Annotated in this window: 14 protein-coding genes; 13 read left to right on the forward strand and 1 reads right to left on the reverse strand. The window is 64.3% G+C overall.

Annotated features, from left to right (window positions below):
• The first annotated feature begins 13 nt into the window (after nucleotides 1–13).
• Genes C9I57_RS09760 through C9I57_RS09780 form a run of 5 tightly spaced genes read left to right on the forward strand, consistent with a single transcriptional unit; the run spans nucleotide 14 to nucleotide 15539 of the window.
• The gene (locus C9I57_RS09760) at nucleotides 14–9277 is read left to right on the forward strand and encodes a DUF4347 domain-containing protein (RefSeq protein ID WP_107150415.1); all 9264 of its coding nucleotides are present in this window, start codon (nucleotides 14–16) and stop codon (nucleotides 9275–9277) included.
• 44 nt (nucleotides 9278–9321) lie between these two features.
• Nucleotides 9322–11085, forward strand: coding sequence for a TolC family protein (locus tag C9I57_RS09765; RefSeq protein ID WP_107150416.1), 1764 nt, complete (start codon nucleotides 9322–9324; stop codon nucleotides 11083–11085).
• Between the two features lie 23 nt (nucleotides 11086–11108).
• Nucleotides 11109–11987, forward strand: a complete 879-nt coding sequence (locus C9I57_RS09770) for an efflux RND transporter periplasmic adaptor subunit (RefSeq protein WP_107150417.1) — start codon at nucleotides 11109–11111, stop codon at nucleotides 11985–11987.
• 10 nt (nucleotides 11988–11997) lie between these two features.
• Entirely contained in the window at nucleotides 11998–13359 is a 1362-nt protein-coding gene (locus C9I57_RS09775) for an efflux RND transporter periplasmic adaptor subunit (RefSeq protein WP_107150418.1), read from the forward strand.
• Nucleotides 13344–15539, forward strand: a complete 2196-nt coding sequence (locus C9I57_RS09780; RefSeq protein WP_107150419.1) for an HlyD family efflux transporter periplasmic adaptor subunit — start codon at nucleotides 13344–13346, stop codon at nucleotides 15537–15539. The genes C9I57_RS09775 and C9I57_RS09780 overlap by 16 nt, the downstream gene beginning before the upstream one ends.
• 10 nt (nucleotides 15540–15549) lie before the next feature.
• Here C9I57_RS09780 and C9I57_RS09785 read toward each other — a convergent pair whose 3' ends face one another.
• A complete protein-coding gene (locus tag C9I57_RS09785; RefSeq protein ID WP_107150420.1) occupies nucleotides 15550–16992 on the reverse strand; it encodes an aminotransferase-like domain-containing protein in 1443 nt (480 codons plus the stop codon).
• A gap of 486 nt (nucleotides 16993–17478) precedes the next feature.
• Between C9I57_RS09785 and C9I57_RS09790 the strand changes: the two genes are divergently transcribed.
• The 8 genes from C9I57_RS09790 to C9I57_RS09825 are packed head-to-tail and all read left to right on the forward strand — an operon-like array spanning nucleotide 17479 to nucleotide 25231.
• Nucleotides 17479–18816, forward strand: coding sequence for a KamA family radical SAM protein (locus C9I57_RS09790; protein ID WP_107150421.1), 1338 nt, complete (start codon nucleotides 17479–17481; stop codon nucleotides 18814–18816).
• Nucleotides 18817–18818: 2 nt separating this feature from the next.
• Nucleotides 18819–19892 (forward strand): Ldh family oxidoreductase, encoded by a 1074-nt coding sequence (locus tag C9I57_RS09795; protein WP_107150422.1) that lies wholly within the window; start codon nucleotides 18819–18821, stop codon nucleotides 19890–19892.
• Nucleotides 19889–20794 carry a branched-chain amino acid aminotransferase gene (locus tag C9I57_RS09800; protein WP_107150423.1) on the forward strand — a complete coding sequence of 302 codons (906 nt, stop codon included), beginning with the start codon at nucleotides 19889–19891 and terminating at the stop codon, nucleotides 20792–20794. The genes C9I57_RS09795 and C9I57_RS09800 overlap by 4 nt, the downstream gene beginning before the upstream one ends.
• Nucleotides 20787–21578, forward strand: a complete 792-nt coding sequence (locus C9I57_RS09805; RefSeq protein ID WP_107150424.1) for a TauD/TfdA family dioxygenase — start codon at nucleotides 20787–20789, stop codon at nucleotides 21576–21578. Before C9I57_RS09800 ends, C9I57_RS09805 begins: the two co-directional genes overlap by 8 nt.
• 20 nt (nucleotides 21579–21598) lie before the next feature.
• Nucleotides 21599–22561 carry a diiron oxygenase gene (locus tag C9I57_RS09810; RefSeq protein WP_107150425.1) on the forward strand — a complete coding sequence of 321 codons (963 nt, stop codon included), beginning with the start codon at nucleotides 21599–21601 and terminating at the stop codon, nucleotides 22559–22561.
• 36 nt (nucleotides 22562–22597) lie between these two features.
• Nucleotides 22598–23449 carry an N-acyl homoserine lactonase family protein gene (locus C9I57_RS09815; RefSeq protein WP_107150426.1) on the forward strand — a complete coding sequence of 284 codons (852 nt, stop codon included), beginning with the start codon at nucleotides 22598–22600 and terminating at the stop codon, nucleotides 23447–23449.
• Entirely contained in the window at nucleotides 23446–23994 is a 549-nt protein-coding gene (locus C9I57_RS09820; protein ID WP_107150427.1) for a cupin domain-containing protein, read from the forward strand. Before C9I57_RS09815 ends, C9I57_RS09820 begins: the two co-directional genes overlap by 4 nt.
• On the forward strand, nucleotides 23981–25231 hold the full coding sequence (locus C9I57_RS09825) for an MFS transporter (RefSeq protein WP_107150428.1): 1251 nt from the start codon (nucleotides 23981–23983) through the stop codon (nucleotides 25229–25231). The genes C9I57_RS09820 and C9I57_RS09825 overlap by 14 nt, the downstream gene beginning before the upstream one ends.
• Nucleotides 25232–25252: the final 21 nt, after the last annotated feature.

Here is a 25252-nt window from a genome sequence, read left to right on the forward strand (position 1 = left end):
CGGGGGAAGTGCGATGAGACTAGTTCTTGAGCCGCGCCATCTTTTCGATGGCAGCGTGGCGGCGGTCGCAGCAAAAACAACACATGCGGCCGTGGAGCAGCGACACCACCAGGATGGTGCCCGCGCACACGCGGCGGATTCGCATCATCACGACAAGAACCACGAGGCGAAGCAACACGGCTCGTCCGACGCGGTGCACCGGAACGCCGAAGCGCCCGCTGTCGCATCGAATCCGCAGGCGACCGAGATCCTCTTCGTCGATCCGCGCGTCGCTAATTGGCAATCGCTGACTGCGAGCGTAGGCAAGAACGTTCAGGTCGTCGTGATCGATCCAAATCGCGACGGCATCAGCCAGGTGACCGCGGCGCTGCAAGGCCGCTCGAATCTGTCGGCAATCCAATTTCTGACCTACGGCTCCGCAGGCCAGATTGAGCTCGGCAACGCGCCGATTACGGCCGACACACTCGCGGCTGCCAAGCAGCAAGTTGCGTCATGGAGCGATCATCTGGCCGCCAACGCCGATATCGAGTTCTGGGGCTGCGACGTCGGACAGGGTGCGAGCGGGCAGCAGTTCGTCGATACCGTCCATGCGCTGACGGGCGCGCAGGTCGGCGCATCGACCGATGCGACGGGCGCGGCTTCTCTCGGCGGTGACTGGACGCTCGAGCGCACCACGGGTGTGCTCGCGGTCGGCTCGCCGTTCAGCGCGGCCGCGATGGCCGCCTATCAGGGCGTGCTCGACACGCCCGTGCCGAGCGTTTCATTCGTCTCGGGCACAGTGCCGGGCGATGTGCTCGTCGGCGGCACGTTCACCGAGACCGTGCAGTTTCAGAACACGGCTTCCAATGCGGCCGGCTACGGCCCGTTCATCGATCTCTTCGTGCCGAGCGACTCGGCGGAAAACGTCTCGCTGACGAGCGCCACCTATCTCGGCGCCGCGGTGACCGTCGACAAGGTGACGCTTTCGTCGAACATCGCGGGCCACGTCGGCACGCTCGGCGCGCTGCATCCGCTCGCGCTCGACAGCAGCGGCAATCCGCTTTTCATCGCCGCGCCGAGCGGGTATCAGGCGGGCGACACGATGTACGTCCTGCAATTGCCGTTCGGCAGCTACACGCCGGGCGAGCCCGCTGCCCAGATTCAGCTCACGTTCTCGGTGGCGAACACGACCGAGCTTTCGAGCATGCACGGTGGGCAGGCGCTGAACATATCGGCGATCGGCGGGTTCCAGTACGGCGCCGACCCGCTCAACAATCCGACCACGGATCCGTCGATTCGCGGCACGAGCGGCACAGCGGCTGTGACGAGCGCAAGCGACGGACTGGCGACGGCATCGACGCAAGTCTCGCTGATCGACGTATCGGCGACGACGGATCTGCACGAGGGCGAAACGGCGACGGGGCCAGATTTTCCGTTCGACTACGTGATCACGCTGCAACCGGCACCGGTCACGCAGTCGGACCCGATGCACAACGTGACGTTCACGTTCAACCTGCCCGATCAGGTGCAGTACACGAAAGGCACGATTACGTTCACCGAGCCCAACGGCGTGACCGGCACGGCGACGTTCAACCCGAAGGCGGGGAGCGTGACCGGCGCGGGCGGCACGGTCACGGTGACGTTCTCGTCGCTTTCGACTGACGCTTCGAATACGCCGACGGTCATCAAGATTCCCGTCTTCGTGCCGCAATTCGATGCGTCGGGGGCGTCGATACTCGGCGCATCGGGGCAGCCGCGGACGATCGATTCGACGGTGATCTACAGCTACACGGGATCGTGGACGGCGCCCACCGGCTCGCTCGACCACTCGGCCGGTGCGCAGACGATTTCGGGAGACAGCTCGACGAACACCGAATCGAGTTCTTTTGTCGCCAAGTCGCTCGCGATTCAAGTGACGGACGATGCGCCGAACGGCAACATCGTGCCGGGCGAGATCGTCAACTACTCGATCAACTTCCAGGTATCGGACTATTACGCGCTGAACCAGCTCGACATCGCCGACCTGATCGGCGACGGTATCACGCTGCTAGCGCCGGCGGATGCGGGCTACGCGACCCCGCAGCTTTCGCTGACGACGGGCGGCTCGACACGGACGATCTCGTTCGGCGATGTGACCAACAACGTCGCAACGACGATCAACGGCCAGACGGTCGCAGCAAGCGGCTCGAACGCGAACTGGAACTATACGCGCGACGATGCGGGCTCCACATCGAATCCCGGCGCGACGACGGCGACGTTCGACGTAGGCCAGCTCATCGAGGCGAATCTCGGCGGCGCGGCGTTCGCGGGTGTACTGCAAGGCGGAGCGGTCAATGGCAGCGGTGGGCCGACGCAAGGGGTCATCACGTTCAAGGCCAAGGTGCTCGACAAGTACACGAACGTGAATAGCCAGGACAGCCTGCGCGAGAAGGATCAGATCACCGATAGCGTGACGACCACGGGCACGAGCGCCTCGGTGGTGACCGTGAACGACAGCACGCAGACGATCACGGCAACGAACGGAACGGTCACCGACGGCTCTTCTGTGACGAACACGGTCGCGCCGGGCCAGCTCGTGCTGCAGGTCGTGGCGGTGAACGGGCAGACCGCGGATCTCACTGACATCAAGCCGGGCGATACGGTCACGTACGGGATGACGTACACACTGACGACGGGCGACTACGGCAATCTCGATCTGACCGCGTACTTGCCTCTCCCCGTATTCTCGACGACGGACCCGCTTTCGAACGGCGGCACTGTCTCGAGCTATTCGATGGACAGCACCGACGCGTTCCCGACCGCGGGCACATACAAGCTCATCAACCCGCTCTCGGGTGAAGCGACGCCGACGGTCTCGGCTAACGGCACCGCCAACAGCCTTTCGTTCAACTTCGGCAATCGCGACGACCCGAACAATACCGCCGGTCAACAGGTAGTCGTCTACTTCAGCGTCGTGTCGTCGAACAAGCCGTTCGCGAACGGCCTGCAATTGACGACGCAGGGCGGAAGCTCCTACACGAACGCGGAGGGCCAGACGGTCGCTGCGGCCGCGATCAAGCAAGTGCCGCTGCAAGAGCCCGAGCTGGTGACGAAGACGGGCGTCGTCTCGATCGTCGGTGACGGCGGCGGCTCGAAGGGCACTTACTCCGCCGATACGTCGAATTCGACGGCTGTCACGTGGCCGTCGCAAACGACCACGACGCCGAGCGGCGCGGGCGCTCCGTTCGCCGCGGCGGGGACGCCGGCCGGCACCGATCCGTTCACGGGCAGCGGCAACCCGTTGGCCGCCGACAATCTGAACGCGACCGGCGGCGACGGCGGCGACCTCACGAGAATCGTTTCGACGGTGCAGAACCAGGGCGGAGCGGCGGCCTACGACGTGACGATCGAAGGAACGTTGCCGACGGGCTTTTCGACGAGCGACGTTCAGAACTTCGCCATCTACAATTCGTCGGGCCAGCAGATCGAAACGGGCGTGACGGCGGCGCAATACTTCGCCGCGGGCGGCGTGAAGCTCGGCTCGTCGGTCGCCGCGAACGACAGCATCTATGTCGTCTACGACCTGAAGCTGCCGACGTCGCAAGAAACGGGCGATACGCTGACGTTCGCCTCGAACGTCGTCAACTGGGCGAGCGTGGCGGGCGGTGTCGCGACGGGCAACGGCTTCGTATCGGGCTCCGGGACGTCGGCGCAGGTCGTCGGTGAAAACGCGGCCGCGCTCAGTGACAACGCCACCGTCAAGCTTTCGGCGCCGACCGTCACGAAGGTTGTCACGGGAGCGAGCGACTCGACCGATATTGCGCTGACCGCGAGCAACAACGTCGCGCTCGGCGAGACCGTCACCTATACGATCACCGTCACGCTGCCGCAGGGCACGACTGCGAACGGTTCGAACGATGTGACCGTGACCGACACACTGCCGGCCGGTATGACTTTCAACGGCATCGAGCAGCAGACTTTCGGCACCGGCGTCAGCTCGGTGGGAGGCAGCGGCGTTACGTCGGTCGTCTCGGGGAACACCATCACGTTCACCCTCGGCAGCGGCGCACTGACGAACAGCAACGTCGATGCCAACGGCACCATCACGATCGTCTATACGGCCACACTAACCTCCACGGACACGCCGGCCGACGGCACCGCTCGCACGAACAGCGCGGTCATCAACTACGATTCGGTGACGTCTCCCGCTTCGACGGCAACGATTCACGAAGTCGATCCGAACGTTACCGAGACGATCACGGTCAAGGACACGAGCACGGGTACGACGATTGCCAACAACGGCACCGTCTACAGCAACGAAGGCTTGACCTATACCGTTACGCTGAAGAACAACGGCGATGCGCCGGCGCAGGACATCGCGGACCTCATCGACCTTCCAGCGGGGCTCAACTACGTGCCGAGCTCGCTGGGCTATGTGAGCGGCGGCACCGGTGGATCGACTTCGGACACGTCGGGCCTTTCGGTCGGCCTCACCACGCTCGGCGCGGGCCAGACGGCCACTTTCACATTCCGGGCGACCGTCGCACCGAACCAGACAGCGGGCTCGACGATTACGGTCGACACCCCGAACGACGGTACGTCGGGCACCTACTACTCCCAGCCCGGCACAGCGCAAGGGCATAAGTACACCGACAGCGCGAGCACGGCCGTCAAGATTGGCCAGATCGTCCCCGTGCTGTCGATCACCGGTGAGTCGAACAATACCGATACGGTCCACACGCCGAATCAGACCAATACGCAAACCTCGATCGTAGCGACGGTCGGCGAGATCGTGACGCTGCACGCGTACGTCCAGGTTCCCGAGGGCGCGAACCCGACGACGCTGAACTTCACGCTGCCGCCGGGGCTCGAGTACCTGAACGATGGCAGCGCCCGCATCGCGTTCGTGAGTCCGAACGGCGATCTGGTATCGAGCGACACGGCCGATCTGTCGAGCGTCGCGCAGTTGCAGGATGGCAATTCGAGTGGTGCCAACTACGTCAATCCTGCTACGGGGACGACGACGGCCGGCGACGTCGCCACCTATAAGCCCACTAGTCAGTTGTCGTCGAACGTGGTGACGACAGCAGGCGGCAATGTCAGCATCAACCTCGGCACGTTGTCCAACAACGACGGCTCCGCGTTGGGCAACTACGTCGTCGTCGAGTTCAATGCGGTCGTGGCGAATATCGCGTCGAACGTGCAAGGCGCGGCTGCGATGGCTGCCTCGCTGACGGTGGGCGGCGTGACGTCGAACAACGTCAATGTTGCGGTCGACGAGCCCAACGTGACGGTCACGAAGACGGCGACCGCCGTGGACAATGCGACCGGCACTGTCACCTATCAGGTGACGGTCAAGAACACAGGCGGATCGACTGCGTACAACGTCGTGGTCGACGATCCCGCCGCGCCGAACGAAAGCAATGTGACGTTCGTGGGTTCGACGGGCACCGGCGTTGGCGGCGCGGCTCAAGGCGGCACGACGGCGAGCGATCTGAACTACGCAATCGGGCAATTGGCCGCGGGCGGCAGCGAAGTCATCACTTATACGGTGCAGGTGGCCCCGGGGCAGACCGTGCAGAACGACACGGCTTCCGTTGTCTGGCAAAGCCTCGCCGGGCAGCAGACGTTCAACGGATCGACAGGCGGTGCCGTCGGCTCGACGACGGGCGCGCGCGATTTCGATTCGAGCGCGAACCCGCCCGATTCATATCGCGTCGCCGCCACGACCCAAGTCGCGACGGCCTCGGGCCGTATCTGGCAAGACGTCGGCAATGATCCGACCACGTACGCCACGTCGGGCGGCTCGGCCGATACGCCGCTTGGCGGCGTGACGGTCACGGCGAAGATTACCGAAGGGGACGGCACGGTCATCACCGAAACGACGACGACGGCAGCCGACGGCACCTATACCTTCGGCGCGCTGCCGCAGGGCACGGTCGTCATCTCGCTGCCGGGTGCCGGCGGCGGACTGCCCGCCGACGAGACACTCGCCTACAACGACGGCAACGCCGTCACGGGCAGTCCTGCCTCGACCTCGTTCACGGCGAACGGGGATGCGCACGCGAACGTCGATTTTTCTTACCAGGCGCCCGATACGCCGCCTGCCATCACCCAGTGGGGGGGCAATGCCGATTCCTACGTCGAAGGGAGCGCGCCCGTGCGTCTGTCAGGGCCGGGCTCGCACATCAGCGACACGCAGCTCGATGCGCTCGGCGACTACAGCAACACCACGCTCACGCTGCAGCGCTATAGCGGAAGCACGCCCGCGCCGAGCGCGAGCGACGTTTTCGCGGCGCTGGGGCCGCTTGTGTTCGGCGCGGGCGGCGTGGTCAGCTACAACGGCACGAATGTCGGCACGTACACCGAATCGGGCGGCAAACTGTCCGTCACGTTCGGTGCCGGCGCAACCGCAACGACTGTCGAAGAGGTGCTCGACAACATTGCCTACTCGAGCACCGACACCAGCACCGTCAGCACGGGCATCCGCATCGGTGCGACGCTCGACGACCACAACGTCGCCGGCGCTCAGGGTACGGGCGGCGACATGGTCAGTGCGCCGGTCTTCGTCACCATCAATGAAATACCGGGTCTGGGCGCGTCGGCGGTGACGTTCACTGAGCCGAACGATGCTTCGGCGGCGGCGGTGGCCGTTGCCGTCGATCCGACCGTCGACGTGACGAGCGCCGATACCTTCTCGGGCGCGACGGTGCAGATCAGCGGAAACTATCGGCCCGGCGAAGACGTGCTCGTCGTGTCGGGCTCGTTGCCGTCCGGGGTGACGGCGAGCTTCGACTCCGCCACCGGCACGATGACGCTGACGGGCACCAACCTCGATGCGGCGACGGTGCAGGCCGCGTTGCGCGCGGTCAGCTACTACGACAGCAGCGATACGCCGGGCACGACACCGCGCGACGTGACGATCTCGGTCATGGACAACGTCACGCATGCGACGACGACGGCGGCCGTTTCGACGATCGATGTAGTGGCGGCGAACGATTCGCCCATCCTGAACGGCAATCCGGTGACGGCGACTTCTATCGAGGACAACGGCGTGCCGACGGGCGCGGTCGGCATGCTCGTCTCACAGCTGACCGGCAACGGCAACGTGACGGATACCGACGGCGCGAACGCGCACGACGGCCAGACGACGGGGCCGGCCGGCGTTGCGATTACCGCGGCGGATACGAGCGAAGGCACCTGGTGGTACTCGACTGACAACGGCGCACATTGGACCGAGTTCGCGGGGCAGGGCCTCACCGCGATCTCGTCGAGCAATGCACTGCATCTCGTGGCCGATGCGAATACGCGGATCTACTTCGAGCCGGCCAGGCAGGACTGGAACGGTACGGTGAACAATGCGCTGACGTTCCGCGCGTGGGATCAGTTCGACGGCGTCGCGAACGGCACGGTCTCGGCGCTGCCGACAACCGGCACGTTCGGGCAGGGCACGAATACGCCGGCGTCCGCCTATTCGGCCGCGCAGGAGACGATTCCGCTTCAGGTCGTGGCCGTCAACGATGCACCGATTGGATCGGGCAGCGCGGACATGCCGACAATCGCTGAAGACACGACGGCGCCGCGGCCGCAAACGGTCGCATCGCTCTTCGGTTCGCATTTCGACGACAGTGCCGATCACCAGCAAAGCACGACCAATCCGAGCGGTTCGGTGGCCGATACGTTCGCGGGCATCGCCATTACCGGCAATGCGGCCGATCCGAGCCAGGGGAGCTGGCAATACTCGACCGACAACGGCGCGACGTGGCACACGATCGCGGCCACAGGTCTCTCCGATTCGAACGCACTCGTGCTGTCGTCCTCGGCCGAGCTGCGCTTCGTGCCGGCGCCCGACTTCAACGGCCTACCGGGTCAGCTCACGACGCGGCTCATCGAAACCTCCGCTACGGCCGTTGCGGGAACGGTGACCGGCACGCAACTCGCCACGGGCGACCTGGCCATCACGGGTGTCGACGTGTCGGGGGCGCACCATGGTGGCTCCACATCGGTGAGCGCGGAGACGGTCACGCTCGGTATCGACGTCACGCCCGTCAACGATGCACCCATCGCAAGCGGCTCGGCCACGATCGGCACTGTCAACCAAAGCGATCGGAATCCGGCCGGTGACAGCGTCTCGACGCTTTTCGGCAGTCATTTCGACGACAGCGCCGATCAGCAGCAAAGCGCAACGAATCCGACGGGCTCGACCGCGAATACGCTCGCGGGCATCGCGATCGTCGGCGATGCGGCGAGCGCGTCGCAAGGCACGTGGCAATATTCGAGCGACGGCGGCAAGACGTGGATCAACGTACCGGCGAACGGTTTGGGCGACGGTAATGCCCTCGTGATCGCCGCGTCCGACAGCCTGCGCTTCCTGCCGTCCGGCACCTTCAACGGCACGCCCGGCGCGCTGACGGTGCGGCTCATCGACAGCTCAGGCTCGACGCCCGTCACCGACGCGGCGGGAGTCGATCTCGGCGCGGTCGGCGGATCGACGCCGTACAGCGCGGCAACGATTCAGCTGACGGCGCAGGTGACGGCAACGAACCGCCCTGTCTTCTCGAACTCGAATCCGTTGATTCCCGACTTCAACGCGCCCAACGATTACAACAAGCTCGGCGGGCAAGTCGATCCCAACGCGCCGTTCGCTTCGTCGCGACAAGATCATTTCCCGGACGATGGCGCCATTCCACCTGCCGAAGGGCGCGGCTATCGGCCCGATCTGTACAGCCAGCCGATCATTCCGCAGGTCTGGCTGACCGGGTCGGTCGGAAGCCGGTTCGTCATCGAACAGCAGCAATCGATCATCGCGGTACCGTCCGATCTCTTCAACGATACCTATCCGAACGCGGAGCTTCAGTACGAAGCACGTGCGCCCGGCGGCGGTCCGCTGCCGCCGTGGCTCGAGTTCGACGCGCGCAGCCTGACGTTCACGGGCACCCCTCCGCTCGGCTCGCGCGGAACGGTCGAGGTCGAAATCGTCGCGCACGATCAGTTCGGCAATCAGGCGACGGCTACGTTCCAGATCACGGTGGGCCGCGAGTCGCACGATCTCGAGCATATGCTCGCGCAGCTCAACGTCGCGCCGCCTGCATCGGTATCGCATAGGACGCAGGCCGGCCACGAAAGCGATCATAAAACCGATGACCAAACCGACGACCGATCGGGTCATCGAACCGATCAGTCGTCGCGCGGTGAGGGACGCAGCGCGTTTTCGGCGCAGCTTCGCAACGCGGGGCCGGTCGGAAAGATTCTGCAGGCGCGTCAAATGGTGCATTCCGTTGTCGGAGCGGCGGCGCACGGTGCGAAGGTCAGCAATTAGCGGACGAGCAGTCAACCCAATACATCAAGAAAGCGAAGACCGACATGAAGAACGACATCGTCGGCCGCCACGGCGCGGCTGAACAGGGGCGGATGCGGGCCGAGCCGCATGCGAAAAACGGGGAAAGCCGCGGCAATTCGCGAGCGCGCGCGGCCTCTTTGGCGCGGGTCACCGGCCTGACGCTGCTGTCGGCCGCGGTATTGTCCGCGTGCGCCATCAAGCCGGAGCCGATTTCGCAGGACGAGCACTTCAAGCGCGCACAGGACGACTACAAGACGCTCTACGCGACCTATGTGCCGCTCACGCGGCCGCTGACGCTGCCCGACGCGATTGCCCGCGCGCTCAAGTACAACTACAACGCGCAGCTCGCGAAGACCGAAGCGACGCTGCAGGATAAGCAGCTCGACCTCGCGATCGCGCAGATGTTGCCGCGTGTCGCGGCCAATGCGGGCTACACCTGGCGCAGCAACGACAACGCGGCCGAAAGCGTGTCCGAGCTCACGAAGCAGCGGTCGCTCGAGTATTCGTTCTCGGAGCCGCCTTCGCATGCGACGGCCTCGCTCGAGCTGTCGTGGAACCTGCTCGATCTCGGCGTCAGCTACTTCCAGGCGAAGCAGCAGGGGTATCGCACTTACGCTGCCGTCGAGCGTCGCCGCAAGGTCATCGACGATCTCGTGAAGAGCACGCAGGAAGCCTATTGGAAAGCCGTCGCGGCTGACCGTCTGCTGCCGCGCCTGCGGCCGTTGCTCGCCGAAGCCGACAAGCAGCTGCAAAACGCGCGCGAAGCGAGCCGCGAGAAACTCGTGCCGCAACTGCAGGGACTCGACTATCAGCAGAACATGCTGTCGGTGGTGGGCCAATTGCGTCGCATGGAAACCGATCTCAACACGGCGCGTGTCCAACTGGCGTCGCTCATCAACGTGCCGACCGACGTGCCGATCCAGTTCGCCCCGATGGAACTCGATGTCGAGACGTCGGCCACGCAGATCGATCCGCGCAAGCTCGAGGCACTCGGGCTCGCCATGCGGCCCGAGCTGCGTGAAGAGGCGTATCAGGAAAAGATCGACCAGCAAGACGTCTACAAGGAAATCGTCAAGATGATGCCGGGCGTCGGCGTGCTCGGCAGCCTCAACTACGACAGCAACCAGTATCTCTTCAACCCGCGCTGGGCACAGCTCGGCGTGAATGCGACGTTCAACCTCGTCAACCTGATCGAGGGGCCCAAGGCGATTTCGGCGGCAAAGGCATCGGTCGAAGTATCGCGCGAGCGCCGCCTCGCGTTGAGCGTCGCCGTCCTGACGCAAGTCAATCTGAGCTATCAGGAGTATCTCGCCGCCACGCAGGATCTCGACATCGCGAAGCAGATCAACGATGTCGAGCAGCAGATTCGCGTCGCCTCGGCGAACGAGTCGCGCGCGCAGGAAGAATCCGATGCCGACCGCATCCGACGCGATCTGGCTTCGATGGTGGCCGAGTTCACCTACGATCGCGAGATCGCGCAAGTGCATACGGCTCTCACCAATCTCTATACGTCCGTCGGCGTCGACCTCGTGCCGCCGAACGCCGATACAGACGATCTCGCGGCGCTCAGCGAGCGCGTGAAGACGGCTATCTCGGGCTGGGAAGCCGGTCGGCTGCCCGACGTCGCCATGCTGAAGCCGGCCGCAGCACCCGCCGCGGCGGCCGCCGCGGCTGGCGCAACGGCCACGCCCGCGGCGTCCGCGGCGGCAGCCTCGGCAACAACGGCGACGCAAACGCCTGCCGCGGCTCCAACGGCACAAGCCGAAAACACGCTGGCGGCGAAATAAGCGCAACACGGGTAGGAGTACGAATGAAATCGCATCACAAGCGCGCCTCGAGGGCGGGCAACCTCATGGCGGCGCTGGCCGCCGTCATGGCCGCATCGAGTGCCACGACCGTTTTCGCGGCACAAGCATCGGCGCCGGTGCCCGCGGTTCCCCCGGCGCAAGTCGTAGCGGTCGCGGCCCAGCCGCACGCACCGGCGACTACGACGCCATCCTCGACGCCCGATATCCGCGTGCAACTCGTCGCTGACACGATCGCCACGATCGGTGCACCGATGTCAGGGCGCCTCAGTCAGTTTCCGTTGCATGACGGCGACCGGTTCAAGCAAGGGCAGGTGCTCGCCCGCTTCCTTTGCTCGGAAAAGGAAGCCGCGCTCGCTCATGCGCGCGCCGTGCTCGAAAGCCGCAAGTCGGTCAACGAAAGCAAGCAGCGCCTGCGTGCGCTCGGCACGTCGAGCGAAGTCGAATACAAGGTGGCTCAGGCCGATCAGGAACAGGCGGCGGCCGATGTGCAGGCCGCGCAGACGCTCGTGGACAGCTGCGTCGTCGCCGCGCCTTTCGCCGGCCGCGTATCGGCCGTATACACGCACAACTACCAATACTTGCAAACGGGCGCGCCGATGCTCGAAGTGCTCAGCGACAAGAGCCTCGATCTCGAGATGATCGTCCCGTCCCAGTGGCTTGCCTGGCTCAAGCCGGGCAGCACGTTCAACGTGGCGATCGACGAAACGGGCAAGACCTATCCGGCCACGCTCACGCGCCTCTCGGGCAAGGTCGACGCCGTGAGCCGGTCGATCAAGGTCTATGGGCACGTCGACAATCCGCCCGATACGCTCTTGCCCGGCATGAGCGGTCACGCCGTCTTTACGCCGCCGGCCGGCGTGGCGCTGACTTCGCGCCAATGAAGTCGCACCAATGAACTCACCGGTCAACGCGCTCAACTACCAGCTGCTGCGGCTCGGCGCCGTGCTCGAGCTCGAGCGGCGAGCCCGCGCGGCGGCGCGAGAAGAGCTCGGATTCCTGATCGTCAACGAGACCGCGAGCGTCGTCCATTATCAGCAGGCCGCGCTGTGGCAGGACGTGCCGGCCGGCGACGATCCACTCTTGCTATCCGGCGTCGCTTACGCCGAGCGCGGCGGCCCTTATTACATGTGGCTCGCGCGTGTCTTCGCGGCTCTCGCGCGCGAGGACGCGCGGCAAGCAAGGCCGAGGCAGCCGCGCGTAATCGAGCCCGCCGAATTGCCCGAAGCGCTCGCGCGCGAATGGCCCGAGTGGTTTCCGGCGAACGCGCTCCTGTGCGCGCTCGACTGGCGCGACAGCGAGCCGGCCGGCTACCTGTTGCTCGGCCGTGCGGATGCGTGGACCGACAGCGATCGGCAACTGCTCGGCGCACTCGCCGGCACCTACGCGCAAAGCCTGCTGTTGCATCGGCGCGTGCGCAAGCCGAGCGTGCTGCGGCAACTCGCGGCGAGAAAGAGACCGCTCGCGATTGCAGCGGCCGTGCTGCTCGCGCTCGCCGTTTTCCCCGTGCGCGAATCCGTGCTCGCGCCCGCCGAGGTCGTGCCGGTCGATACGGCGCCCGTGCGCGCGCCGTTCGACGGCGTCGTCGGTGCGCTGCGCGTCAATCCGAACGAAGCCGTGCGCGCGGGCCAGCCCCTGGTCTCATTCGATCGGACCCAGCTGCAGACCCGCTATGAGGTCACGAAAAAAGCGCTCGACATGGCGCGCGAAGAGTATGCCGATACGTCGCAGCAGGCGATGAGCGACGACAAGGCGAAAGCGCGGCTCGCCATGCTTTCGAGCAAAGTCGAGCAGGAGCAGGCCGAGCTCGTCTACGACGAGGACATGCTGCGGCGCGCGGAGATTACGGCGCCGGTCGACGGTGTCGCCGTCTTCGACGACAGCAGCGAGTGGATCGGCAAGCCCGTCGTACTCGGCGAGCGCATCATGGTGGTCGCATCGCCCACGCGCACGCAGTTGCAGATCGAAGTGCCGGCTGCTTCGGTCGTCTCGTTCCAGCCCGGCGCCGAAGTCGTTTTCTTCAGCAACCTGTCGCCTGACAAGCCCGCCTACGGGAAGCTCACGTTCGCGAGCTACTCGAGCACGGTGGCGGCCGACGGCGTGATGTCGTACGCGTTTCGCGCGTCGCTCGATCCGGGGCATGCGTTGCGCCTCGGCTTGAAGGGCACGGCGAAGATCTACGGGCCGCGTCGCGCGCTCGCGCTTTGGCTGCTGCGAAGACCTCTGACGGTGTTGCGCGAATGGCTGTCGATCTGATCGAAACGCCGGTGAGCGGCGTCGCTGTCGAGCAGGCGAGCGCTGCATCCGACGTCGTGCCTGGTCATACGGGCGACGCGCCGCCCGTCGCGCTGCCGCCATTGCGCGAAGACCTCAAGCTGTTGCCGGGGCCGGCGGCAAGCGACGGCAGTCCGACATGGACGCTGCACGATCCCGCACGGCACCGCTACGTGCGGATCGGTTGGCTCGAGTTCGAGGTGCTCGCGCGTTGGGCGCTCGGCAACACCGAAGCCGTTGCTCGTTCAATTTCGGCCGAGACGACGATCCGCGCGACTTCGCAAGACGTGCTCGACGTCCTGAGCTTCGCGCATCGCGCGGACCTGACGGCACCGCTCGATGCCCGAGCGACAGAGCGTTTCGCCGCGCTGCGGGCGGCCGAGCGATTGTCGCCCGCGCGCTGGCTCTTGAAGAACTATCTGTCGATCAAGTTGCGCCTCATCAATCCCGATCGTATGCTGTCGGCCGTCGTGCCGCGCATCGGCTGGGTGTTTACGCGCGGGTTCGCGATCGCGCTCGCGTTGCTCGCCGCGCTCGGCTTCTATCTGATCAGCCAGCAATGGGCGGCATACACGCACAGCCTGCTGCATCTCTTCTCGCTGCAAGGGGCCGCGCTCGTCGGTCTCGCGCTCGCCTCGGCCAAAGTCGTGCATGAAATCGGCCACGGTGTCATGGCCAAGCGCATGGGCTGTCGCGTGCCCGCGATGGGCGTCGCGCTGCTCGTGCTATGGCCCGTCCTGTGGACCGATACGACCGATGCCTGGCGCCTGACCGATCGCCGCAAGCGCCTCGCCATCGATGCGGCCGGCATGCTTGCCGAAACGACGCTCGCCGTGTTCGCTTCGCTCGCGTGGTCGGTCTTGCCCGACGGCCCGCTGCGCACCGGGGCCTTCTTGCTCTCGAGCTCGACGTGGCTGTTGACGATCGCGATCAACGTGAACCCGCTCATGCGCTTCGACGGCTACTTTTTGCTGTCGGACTGGCTCGACGTGCCCAACCTGCAGGACAGAGGCTTCGCGATGGGGCGCTGGTGGCTGCGCGAGACGCTGTTCGGCCTCGGCGATCCGCCGCCCGAAGCATTTCCGCGCGCGAAGCAGCGCATTTTGATCGTCTATGCGCTCTCATGCATGGTCTATCGGTTTTCGCTCTTTCTCGGCATTGCGCTCGTCGTCTATCACATGGCGTTCAAGGCGCTCGGGATCTTCCTGATGTGCGTCGAGATCGGCTGGTTTCTCGTGCGGCCCATCGTCGGTGAGATACGCGTATGGCGTGCGCGGCTCGGCAGCCGGCGGCCGGACCGGCGCGCGATGATCACGTTCGCGTGCTGCGCGGTGGCGCTCATGCTTTTCGTCGTGCCGTGGCGACGCGAGCTCGCCGCCCCCGCGCTCATGCGCGCGGCCAAGCAGACGACGCTTTATGTCGCCGAGCCTGGCAGACTCGTGAAGCAATCGACGAACGGCGCAGCGGTGGTACCTGGGCAGCCGATCTTCGCGCTCGAATCGCCGACCGTCGAATATCGCAAGGCCGCCGCGCTTGCCGCGCTTGGCGGAGTCGAGAACCGCATGAAAGGCCAGGCTTTCGATCCCGACCAGGCGGACATGATCGCCGTCGGCGAACAGGAACTGCAAGGCGCGATCGCGTCGGTGGATCAAGTTTCGGCGCAAGAGGCGCTCTTGACCGTTCGCGCGCCGTTTGCCGGCGTTCTCACCGATGTACCGCCGCTGCGCGAAGGCGAATGGCTGCCTCGCCGCGAGGCGCTCGGGACGTTGATCGACCCATCGTCGGCCGTGGTCGTTGCGTTTGTGGGCGAGGCCGATCTGCCGCGCGTCCATCCGGGCGCGCATGCGCGGTTCTTTCCCGAGAACGGCGACTCGCCTGTCGATCTCGTCGTCTCGAGCATCGAGACGACTTCGGTGCGCACGCTCGACGTGACCGAGCTCGCATCGGTCTATGGCGGCGGCCTTGCCGTGCGCAAGAGTGCGGATAACAGGCTCGTTCCCGAAACGGCCGTCTATCGCACCGTGCTCGCTCCCCGTGATCCTCACGTGAAGGCATGGCGGCGGTTGCGCGGGCAGGTCGACATCGAAGGCGATCGGGCAAGCCTCATCGGCCAGATCTATCGCAGGGCGGTTGCGCTATTTATCAGCGAGAGCCAGGTTTAACGCGAGGGCTTCACAGTTCACGCGCGAGCCGGCCCAGCGTGCGAATGGCCGACTCGACGCGCCCTTTGATCGGCATCCCGCAGCTGAGCCGCAGACAGTCGTTGAATTTATCCATGTTCGAAAAGATCGATCCCGGGCAGATACGGATACCTTCAGCGAGCGCCTTGTCGAACAGGACGTCGGTGTTTTTTCCGTCGGGCAACCGCACCCATAGCAGTAAGCCCGCGTCGGGGCACGTCACTTCGGTCCCCGCGGGGAATTGGCCGAGGATCGCTTCGACGAGCTGTGTGCGCTGTTGCTTCAACAAGGCATTCATCCGCTTCATGTGCCGGCTGAACGCGCTGCCGGCCATGAAGTCGGCGACGACGAGCTGCAGCATCTCCTCGCGATGGCGCGATACCGCGTACATGAGCATTTCGATTTTCTTGTGCCATTTCCCGCCGATAAGCCAGCCGACGCGCAATCCCGGTGAAAGCGATTTATTCAGCGAGTTGCAATAGATGACGTTGCCCTTTTTGTCCCAAGCCTTGAGCGGCCGCGAATAAGCGGGGTTCGGCAGGAAAAAGCCGTACGTGTCGTCTTCGATGAGGGCGATATTGTGCTTTTCGCAAAGCTCGATCATCCGCGTCTTCGCCGTTTCCGGCATCGAGCAGCCGAGCGGATTTTGCACCGACGGCATGCAAACGACTGCTTGAATCCTGCCCATGTGGTTGATCGCGAACTCGAGGGCGTCGAGCGAGATGCCCGTATCGGGGCGCGTCGGGATCTCAATGGCCTTCAGGCCGAGCGACTCGATGATCTGCAGGATTCCGAAATAAGTCGGCGACTCGATGGCGACCACGTCGCCCGGGCTCGTGACGGCCATCAAGGCTAGCGACAGCGCTTCGCTGCAGCCGTGCGTCACGAGGATCGTTTCCGGATCGGCGTGCATCCCCCGGCTCACCGAGCAGCGCGCGATGGCCTCGCGCAGCTTAGTGACGCCTTCACGTTGCGGGTGCGTGCCATAGACGCGCGGCCGCGCGCGCAACAACCGCAGCATGTTGTCCCTGAGCGCGGCGCCCGGGTAGAGCTCGGGTGCGCAGACCGCGCCGGCGAGGTCGACTTTCACCGGCCGCCGCGTACCGCGCGCGAGCGTGACCGAGATGCGCTCGTGTACGCCGACGTAGTCGGCCGGGTCGATCCGCTCGGTCGCCTTGTCGAAGTCCGACGCCGCCCCCGCGCCCGCGCGCTTCACGAGCGGCATCGCGTCGATCACGAAATAGCCGGCTCTCGACTTTGCCTCGACATATCCCTGTCGCTCGAGCAGTCGGCACGCCTCCACCGCCGTCGAAATCGACACTCGGTGAAGCGCTGCGATATCCCTCAACGAGGGAAGCCTCTCGCCTTTGCCTAGAGAGCCGCTCGCGATGGCCTTCGCATAATGCTCAGCGAGTGCTCGATATTTTTTCGCCATTCTTTCTGTGCTCGACCCAGTACACGTTCGGAAAATTATACCGGAACAGAAGCTTGATTTGTCGACCTGTACAGGTCGATTTACCGATTGCTTGTTACTGTTTAGCGCAAACGAAATATAGGACGATGCTTCATCTTTTGAAGAGCGATGCATCGAATCAACATGACGGAAAACTTTCAATCACCTCTAAAGCGCCGAGGCACAAGGCTTCAAGCGAGAGCGCGCTTGATTTGTGGCGGGCCCGGCGCGAGCGGCGTTTTATTGATATTGGGTTGGTCATCGTTTCGTGTGACGAATCGAGATAATCGGCAATATTGACCCACGCCGAGCCGGCTTAAACGGGCGATATTGATCCGATGATTAGCGAAATCGAGCGATCGCTCGTGTTGAGAATGGAGAAATTAGGCGAATCGATTTAAATCATTCGCCCGTTAATTGCGGTCGCGTAAGCGTCAAAACCGCCAATCTACTTTATCTGGAGCCATTGTGGAAGCAGAAAAGTTCAAGGCGTACAACCCCAAATCCATCGCCAGCTCCGCGTACTGGGCGCTTCTCCCCGAGGAGACCAAGGATGCGCTGGCGACGGTATCGAGAGTCTTGCCGTTCCGAACGAACGAGTACGTGTTGCGCGAACTGATCGATTGGTCGCGCGTGCCCGACGACCCGATCTTTCGTCTGACGTTTCCCCATCGGGACATGCTGCCGGCCGAGGACTACCGGAGGCTCGGCGAATTGCGCTCGGATCAACGCGCGGCGGACGCCGAACGGTATATCGCGATGCTGCGTCAGCGAATGAATCCGCATCCCGCGGGCCAAATGACGCACAACGTGCCCTTGCTCGATGGCCGTCCGCTGGAGGGGCTTCAACACAAGTACAAGGAGACGGTGCTGTTCTTTCCCGCGGCGGGCCAGACTTGCCATGCCTATTGCACGTTCTGCTTCCGCTGGCCGCAATTCGTCGGCGTGGACGACCTGAAGTTCAACGCGCGAGAGACCGATGACTTGCGGCGGTATCTCGAGTGCCACCCGCATGTCACCGACGTGCTCGTCACGGGCGGCGATCCGTTGGTGATGAATGCGGAGTCGCTGGCAGGCTACCTCGAACCACTGCTCGAGATCGAGCATCTCCACAACATCCGGATCGGAACGAAATCGGTGGCGTACTGGCCGCAGCGCTTCGTCACCGACAAGGATGCCGACGCGCTCATGCGACTGTTCGAGCGCATCGTCAGCCGCGGCAAGAGCCTTTCGATCATGGCGCACTACAACCATCCGGCGGAACTGCGCCCCGAGATCGCGCAGCGGGCGGTCCAACGCATCATCGGCACCGGGGCGACCGTGCGCATGCAGTCCCCGATCGTCCGCCACATCAACGACAACGCCGACGCCTGGGCTGAGCTATGGACGACGGGCGTGCGTCTCGGCGCGATTCCCTACTACATGTTCGTCGAGCGCGACACGGGGCCGCACCGTTACTTCGAGCTGCCGCTCGTCGAGGCCCATGCGATTTTCAAGGCCGCCTATCAACGCGTGTCGGGTCTGTCGCGAACCGTGCGCGGACCGTCGATGAGCACGCACTACGGAAAGATTCTCGTCGACGGCGTCGCGACGATCGGCACCGAAAAAGTATTCGTGCTGCAGTTCCTGCAGGGGCGCGATCCCGAATGGGTGCGTCAGCCGTTTTTTGCAAAGTTCGATCCGGCTGCGGTCTGGTTCGACGAGCTCGAGCCTGCATTCGGCGAATCGGCATTTTTCTTCCAACGCGCCGAGCGATCGCCATCGAGGCAGCCGATCTATCTGCGCCCTTTGACCTACGCAAGCTGATCATGACGACCTACATTCGATCGGATGAACTCCACGAGCTCTGTGAAAAAGCGGCGTTGGCGCGCGGCGTCGATGCGCAGCACGCGAGTTGGTTTGCACGCGCGCTGACGCGCACCTCGCTGATGGGCATCGACACGCACGGCCTGCGCCTGCTGCCGCTCTATTTGCGTGAGCTCGACGAAGGGCGCAGCAATCCGTGCCCGGCCATGCGGACGATGCGGCAATCCGGCGGCACCGCGCTCGTCGATGCGGACGGCGCGCTCGGCGTCGTGGCGGGCACGTATGCCGCCGAACTGGCGAGCGACCTCGCGAGCGAGCATGGCGTCGGCGTCGTCGCAGTCGCGAACTCGAATCACTTCGGTGCGGCTTCCGTGTATGGCGAGCTGATCGGCAAGCGAGGGCTGATCGGCATCGTCACGACGAGCGCGGCCGCGCGCATGGCCCCGTTCAACGGAAAGCGCGCAATGTTCGGCACGAACCCGATCTGCTTCGTCGCGCCCGCGTGCGCGGACGACCTCTATCTCTTCGACATGGCGACGAGCCAGATTTCGTACTCGCAAGTGAAGCACTACCGGCGCAACGGCCTCGAACTGCCGCCCGGTTGGGCGCTCGACGCGGATGGCCGGCCGGCCGGCGACCCGTCGCGCGTCGCATCGCTCTCGCCGCTCGGCGGCTACAAGGGGCAGGGACTCGCGATGATGGTGCAGATCCTGAGTTGTCTGCTGGCCTCGATGCCGCTCGATCACGAGCTTTCGCATCTCGACGCCGAGCCTTACGACCGCGGCCGGCAGATCGGTCACTGCCTGATTGCGATCGATCCCGCCCGGTTCGGTTCGCTCGATCGCTTCAGACAGAACGTCTCGGATTTGATGGAGACGATTCGCCGAACCCCCTCCGTCGACGGCGAGCAGGTGCTCGTGGCGGGCGATCCGCAAAGGTCATCCGTCGCGAGCCGCACGAGCACGGGCATTCCCTTGAATGCCGACGATGCGCGAAGCCTTGCTGAGGAGGCGAGACGCCTTGGCCTTTCACGAATCCTTTCGGACAACGAAGCATTGCAAAAGGAGGTTGCATGACGACCGCTCCGAACGTTCCCTTCGACCAGCGCGAGGGCGCGATATGGCTCGACGGCCGTTTCGTCGAATGGAAGCGCGCCCGGATCCATGTGCTGACGCACGGTCTGCACTATGCGAGCTGCGTCTACGAGGGCGAGCGAGTCTACTCGGGCAGCGTGTTCCGGTTGCGCGCGCATACGGACCGGCTCTATCGCTCCGCGCAGATGCTCGATTTCGCGATTCCCCACGCCAAGGAAGAACTCGAAGCGGCTACGGCAGAACTCATCGAACGCAACGAGATCGTCAATGGCTATATGAGGCCCATCGCGTGGCGCGGCTCGGAGCAGATCTCGACGTCCGCGCGCGCAACCCGCATTCATGTCGCGCTCGCTTGCTGGAGCTGGCCCAGCTATTTCGATCCGGCCGCCAAAGAGAAGGGGATTGCGCTGCAGACGGCGATTTGGCGCCGGCCGCCGCCAGTCTCGAGCCCCTATGAGGCCAAGGCATCGAGCCACTACATGATCGCGACGCTTTGCAAGCACCAGGCCGAAGCGAACGGCTTTCACGATGCGTTGATGCTCGACTGGCGCGGACAGATCGCCGAGGCGACGAGCGCCAATATCTTCTTCGTGCGTGATGGCGTCTTGCATACGCCGACGCCCGACTGCTTTCTCGACGGCATTACGCGAAGGACCGTGATCGACCTCGCGCGCGAGCGGGGCATTGAAGTTTTCGAGCGCCCGATGTTTCCCGACGAACTCGGTTCGTTCAGCGAATGCTTCCTCACAGGCACGGCCGCGGAGGTTTGCCCGGTGGGGCGCATCGATGCTCACGCGTACCAGCCCTCGACCATGACATTCGATTTGATGAACGCGTATTCGGAACGAGTCAATCAAGTTGAAGGAGCTGTCGCCCATGAATGAATCGATCGCAATCGACGACATCGAAGCCGCGACGACGTTCGACGCGGCACACGAAGCGCTGAGCCGGCAAGGCTGGACCGTCCTCGCCCCCGCGTTGCTCGAGGGTGGTGTGCGCGCGGCGCTCGGACGGTTCGGGGCCATCGTGCCGCAATACAACGGCGAGGACACCTGGGAAGTCATGATGAGGCCCGGCTTCGAAAAGCTGCCGTACTCGCAGAGCCGCAACGCGATCGGCCCGCATACCGAAGTGCCCGTCGGCAATCCGCCGCCGCACTATCTTGCACTCCATTGCCACCGTCAGGCGCGCTGCGGACAAGGCCATACACGACTGGCCGATGGCATGACGTTCGTGCGTTCTCTCGATGCCGAGCTGCAGCGGTACGTCCATGAAAGGCCCGTGGAATTCGCGGCGACATTGGCGCCCGGCACGGCGCGCAGACAGACGCTCACGGTGCCGATCATCGATGCGGGCGCTGGCGGCGAGCGTTCGATCTTCCGCTTCAGCTACAACCAGTTTCTCTACGGCGACGTCAATCCTTCGGAAGCGGCATTGAGTGGTGTTTCAAGCGGCGCGACGAGCGGCGCCTCGCCGCGAAACGGCGGCGCCAGCCGCGATCCGCTCGTGCGCCTCGCTTTGCTCGCCGCGTCCTACTTCGAATCCGAATCGGTGCCCGTGCTGATCCCGGATGGTCATCTGATGATTTGGGACAACCATCGGCTGATTCATGCGCGCAGCACCTATTCGGACCCCGCGCGGCATTTGACGCGCTATTGGCTGCAATAGCGTTGAAGAGGAATCCACCCATGACGAATGCGAACAAGGCGCTGATCGCCCAATTGAACCAGGGCTGGCCGCGCAGGGCGACGGTCTGCGATATGGAGCGGTTTCGCGCGAGCGGCGAATTCGATGCCGACAAGCCGGACTATCCGATCGCCCTCGTGCCGTTCTACACGCACGAAGCGATCGAGCGGCTCGACGCTCCTCTGAAACAGGCCATCCTGACCTGGGGCTGGATCGGCTACAACCGCCGCACGATCGCCGCGGAGGATCACGTCGTGAATCCCGCGCTCAACTATCTCGCGAGCGAGATCCTGGCGGGAGACGATTGGATTTTCACCGAATCGATTCGGCAAACGCTCGTCGATGAGCACTATCACACGCTCATGCACCTGAACGCGATTCAGCGCACGCGGCGTGAGCGCAAGATCGAGATCGACATGGACCTGCCGATGTCGGTCACCTATCGCGAGCTCGAGAGGCTGAAGCGGCAGCTCGTCGAGCCGTGGGAAAAGCAGCTCGCGGGCGTCGTATTTGCAACGGTGGCCGAAATCAGCGTCAATGCGTTTCTCGACATTCTTGCCGACGACGAAACGATTCAGCCGCTCAACCGAAGCGTCGCGCAAATGCACAACCGCGATGAGTACGCGCACAGCAAGACGCTCGGCGAAATCAGCAAGGTGATTTTTCATCGGCTGACGCCGAAACAAAAGACGTTTTTCGTTGCGACCTTGCCCGTCGCACTGCGTGCCTTCGTCGCGCAGGACTTCTCAATGTGGGAAGCGATCCTGCGCCAACTCGACGTGCCGAATGCGACCGAGATCGTTCTCGATGCGCGGCAACCCGGTGCGCAGAGCGCGCTGACGCGCGACTACAGCGGACTCTATCGGCTCGCGGACGAGCTCGGGATTCTCGGCGAGCTCGAGTTCGATTTTTCCGGCAACACAGGCAACAAAAAGCCGGCCGCGTTGCACGCACAGGCGCACTAAAACGTGCGGACAACCGTTTCAAGGACTCGGGAAAAAATGAAGGAATCCAAACCACCCCAATACGAGGTGTACGCGCTGCGCATCGGCAGCAACGCGCATCGCACGGCCCGTGAGAACTTCTTTTTCGATGCATGCTGCGGACAGCCCGATGCGTCGATGCCGCTCGATTACTTTTTCTGGGTAATCCGCAACGACGAGCGGACGATCGTCGTCGATACGGCATTCCCGCTATCGACCGGGATCAGGCGCGAGCGCCAGATGAAACGCTCGGCGGGTGAAGCGCTGGCCGCATTGGACATCGATCCGTCGACAGTCCGCGACGTCGTCGTGACACACCTGCATTGGGATCATGCCGGCAACCTCGCGCTGTTTCCGAATGCGCGCGTGCACGTGCAGGGCGCCGAGCTGCGGTTCTGTACCGGCGCCGAAATGCGGCACAGGCAGCTCGCCAAGATCTATGAGCGCGACGACGTGATGCAGGCGGTCGGCATCCTCCATGATGGACGGCTCGTCGTGCACGAGGGCGCGGCCACGCTTGCGCCCGGCATCGAGCTTTGCCTCGTCGGCGGCCATACGCCGGGAAGCCAGGTCGTGCGCGTGGCGACACGCCGCGGCAACCTCGTGCTCGCCTCGGATGCGGCGCACCTATGGGCCAACGTGCGCGGACGTCGCCCGTTTCCGATCCTGCATGACCTCGCCAAGGTGCTCGACGCATTCGAAGCGATCGATGCGCTCGCCGAGAGTCCGGAGCATGTGATCCCTGGCCATGATCCGCTCGTGGCGACGACGTTTCCGGCGTTGCGCGGCGATCCCGATACGTTCTGCTTGCATGAGGATCCGCTGACCGTTGCGACCCGGTCCGCTCTTGTCGAGGAGTCGGTTATATGACGCATTCCGTCACCGAGGGGCGACTGTTCGATTACGGCCAGTACCGCAGCCATTTCGCCGATGTGCCGGAGCAGGCGGTCGTGTGGCCGTGGCCCGAGATCAGCAAGTCGCTGGCTGCGGCGCGGCACGGCGAGCGCGGCACGTTCACGCTCACGCGCGATGGCACGGCGTCCGGGTGCGAGATCGTGCCCGGCATGGCCATCAACGTCCAGGTCGTGCCGCCGCATGAGTCGACGCGGCCGCACGCGCATGCCTGGTGGCATCTGTTCATCGTTCAATCAGGTCGCGGCATGGCTCATGTCGGCGAGCACGACGAGCCCGTGCGACTCGCGCCACGCGACGTCCTCATCGTTCCCGCTTGGTGCATGCACGCTTTTCATTGCGATGCGGACGAGGCGCTCGTGCTTTTCAGCACGAGCAACTTGCCTCAGCAGCAGAGTCTTGGCAATCTGAAGGCCTCGGAACCTGAGAGCGTGGCCGACGACAGCGTCGATCACGGGGTAACGAAAACGATAATAGAGGGCCAACCAGATGAATCACACTAGCCAACGTGCGGCGGGGCGATCCTTTGTCTCCAGCGGCGCCTATCGGTGGATCGTTCTTGCCGTCGCCGCGCTCGCGCAAACGACCGCCTCGATTACGGCGCAGGGTATCTATACGCTGATTTCGCCGTTGCAGAAGGCGTTTCATTTGACCGAAGCGACGGCGGCACTCGCGGTCAGCGCCCTGAACGGCGGGCAGGTCGTGACGATGCTGATGCTCGGCTGGCTCATCGACCGTTTCGGTGAGCGCTACGTCGTCGCGTTAACGATGGTCCTGATGGGCCTGGCAGCACTCGCGGGCTCGGCGCTCTCGACGAGCTTTGCTGTCCTGTTGATGTTCTTCGCGTTGATCGGCTCTTCGTACGCGTCGGTCCAGCCGGGCGGAACGCGGGCCATCCTGCGCTGGTTTCCGCCGCACGAGCGCGGCATGGCGACGGGGATCCGGCAGGCGGGCTTGCCGCTCGGCACGGCACTCGCCGCGATGGCACTGCCGCTCATCGCGACGGTACATGGATGGTCCATGGCGCTCGCGATTCAAGGGGCGATCAGTATCGTTGGCGGAATCTTGTTCGCCGTGCTGCATCGCGATGAACGCGAGATGCAGGGTGCGCCTGCCGCGGCGCCGCCGAAGTTCGCGACGGCCATCAAGCTCGTGGCCGCGCACTCGGCGGTTTGGCCTGTCATGGCCGCCGGTGCGGTGATGGCTACGTTTCAGTACACGTTCGCGACGCATGCGATCCCCTTCGTCACGGCACGTTTTCACTATTCGACGATTGCGGCAGGACTGCTGTTCTCCGTTTCGCAGTGGCTCGGCATTGTCGGTCGCATCGGGCTCGCATGGGTCAGCGACAAATTCTGGCCGACGAAACGGATCCGCTCGCTCGGCTTCAGCATGGCGGTTTGCATCGCGGCGACGGTGGCGCTCGTCGCGGTGCCCGCGGGGACGACGAACGCCACGCTGACGGCGATCTTTTGCGTCCTCGGGTTGTTCGGCGTCGGCTGGTATCCGCTCTATCTGCTGCAGCTCGCCGAGATGGCGCCGAAGTCTGTCATGGCTTCGACGATCAGCTTCTCGATGACGATCAACATGGTCGCGATCAGCATCGTGCCGCCGATTTTCGGCGTGATCGTCGATCGCTTCGATTATGTCGCCGCCTGGACCGTGCTGGCGCTCATCGTGGCCGCCGGTATCGCGGTGCTTTGGAAAGGCGCCGCCGTTGCCGAGCGCGCGTACCCGTGACCTTCGTAACTCAAACCTAAC

Source organism: Trinickia symbiotica, from assembly GCF_003028655.1.
GTDB lineage: Bacteria > Pseudomonadota > Gammaproteobacteria > Burkholderiales > Burkholderiaceae > Trinickia > Trinickia symbiotica_A.

Bases quoted from the DNA above. Each gene is read 5' to 3' on its own strand.
- C9I57_RS09795 (WP_107150422.1), top strand. From the start codon at position 18,819: ATGACGACCTACATTCGATCGGATGAACTCCACGAGCTCTGTGAAAAA.
- C9I57_RS09765 (WP_107150416.1), top strand. From the start codon at position 9,322: ATGAAGAACGACATCGTCGGCCGCCACGGCGCGGCTGAACAGGGGCGG.
- C9I57_RS09825 (WP_107150428.1), top strand. From the start codon at position 23,981: ATGAATCACACTAGCCAACGTGCGGCGGGGCGATCCTTTGTCTCCAGC.
- C9I57_RS09805 (WP_107150424.1), top strand. From the start codon at position 20,787: ATGAATGAATCGATCGCAATCGACGACATCGAAGCCGCGACGACGTTC.
- C9I57_RS09800 (WP_107150423.1), top strand. From the start codon at position 19,889: ATGACGACCGCTCCGAACGTTCCCTTCGACCAGCGCGAGGGCGCGATA.
- C9I57_RS09810 (WP_107150425.1), top strand. From the start codon at position 21,599: ATGACGAATGCGAACAAGGCGCTGATCGCCCAATTGAACCAGGGCTGG.
- C9I57_RS09770 (WP_107150417.1), top strand. From the start codon at position 11,109: ATGAAATCGCATCACAAGCGCGCCTCGAGGGCGGGCAACCTCATGGCG.
- C9I57_RS09820 (WP_107150427.1), top strand. From the start codon at position 23,446: ATGACGCATTCCGTCACCGAGGGGCGACTGTTCGATTACGGCCAGTAC.
- C9I57_RS09785 (WP_107150420.1), bottom strand. From the start codon at position 16,992: ATGGCGAAAAAATATCGAGCACTCGCTGAGCATTATGCGAAGGCCATC.
- C9I57_RS09775 (WP_107150418.1), top strand. From the start codon at position 11,998: ATGAACTCACCGGTCAACGCGCTCAACTACCAGCTGCTGCGGCTCGGC.
- C9I57_RS09815 (WP_107150426.1), top strand. From the start codon at position 22,598: ATGAAGGAATCCAAACCACCCCAATACGAGGTGTACGCGCTGCGCATC.
- C9I57_RS09760 (WP_107150415.1), top strand. From the start codon at position 14: ATGAGACTAGTTCTTGAGCCGCGCCATCTTTTCGATGGCAGCGTGGCG.
- C9I57_RS09780 (WP_107150419.1), top strand. From the start codon at position 13,344: ATGGCTGTCGATCTGATCGAAACGCCGGTGAGCGGCGTCGCTGTCGAG.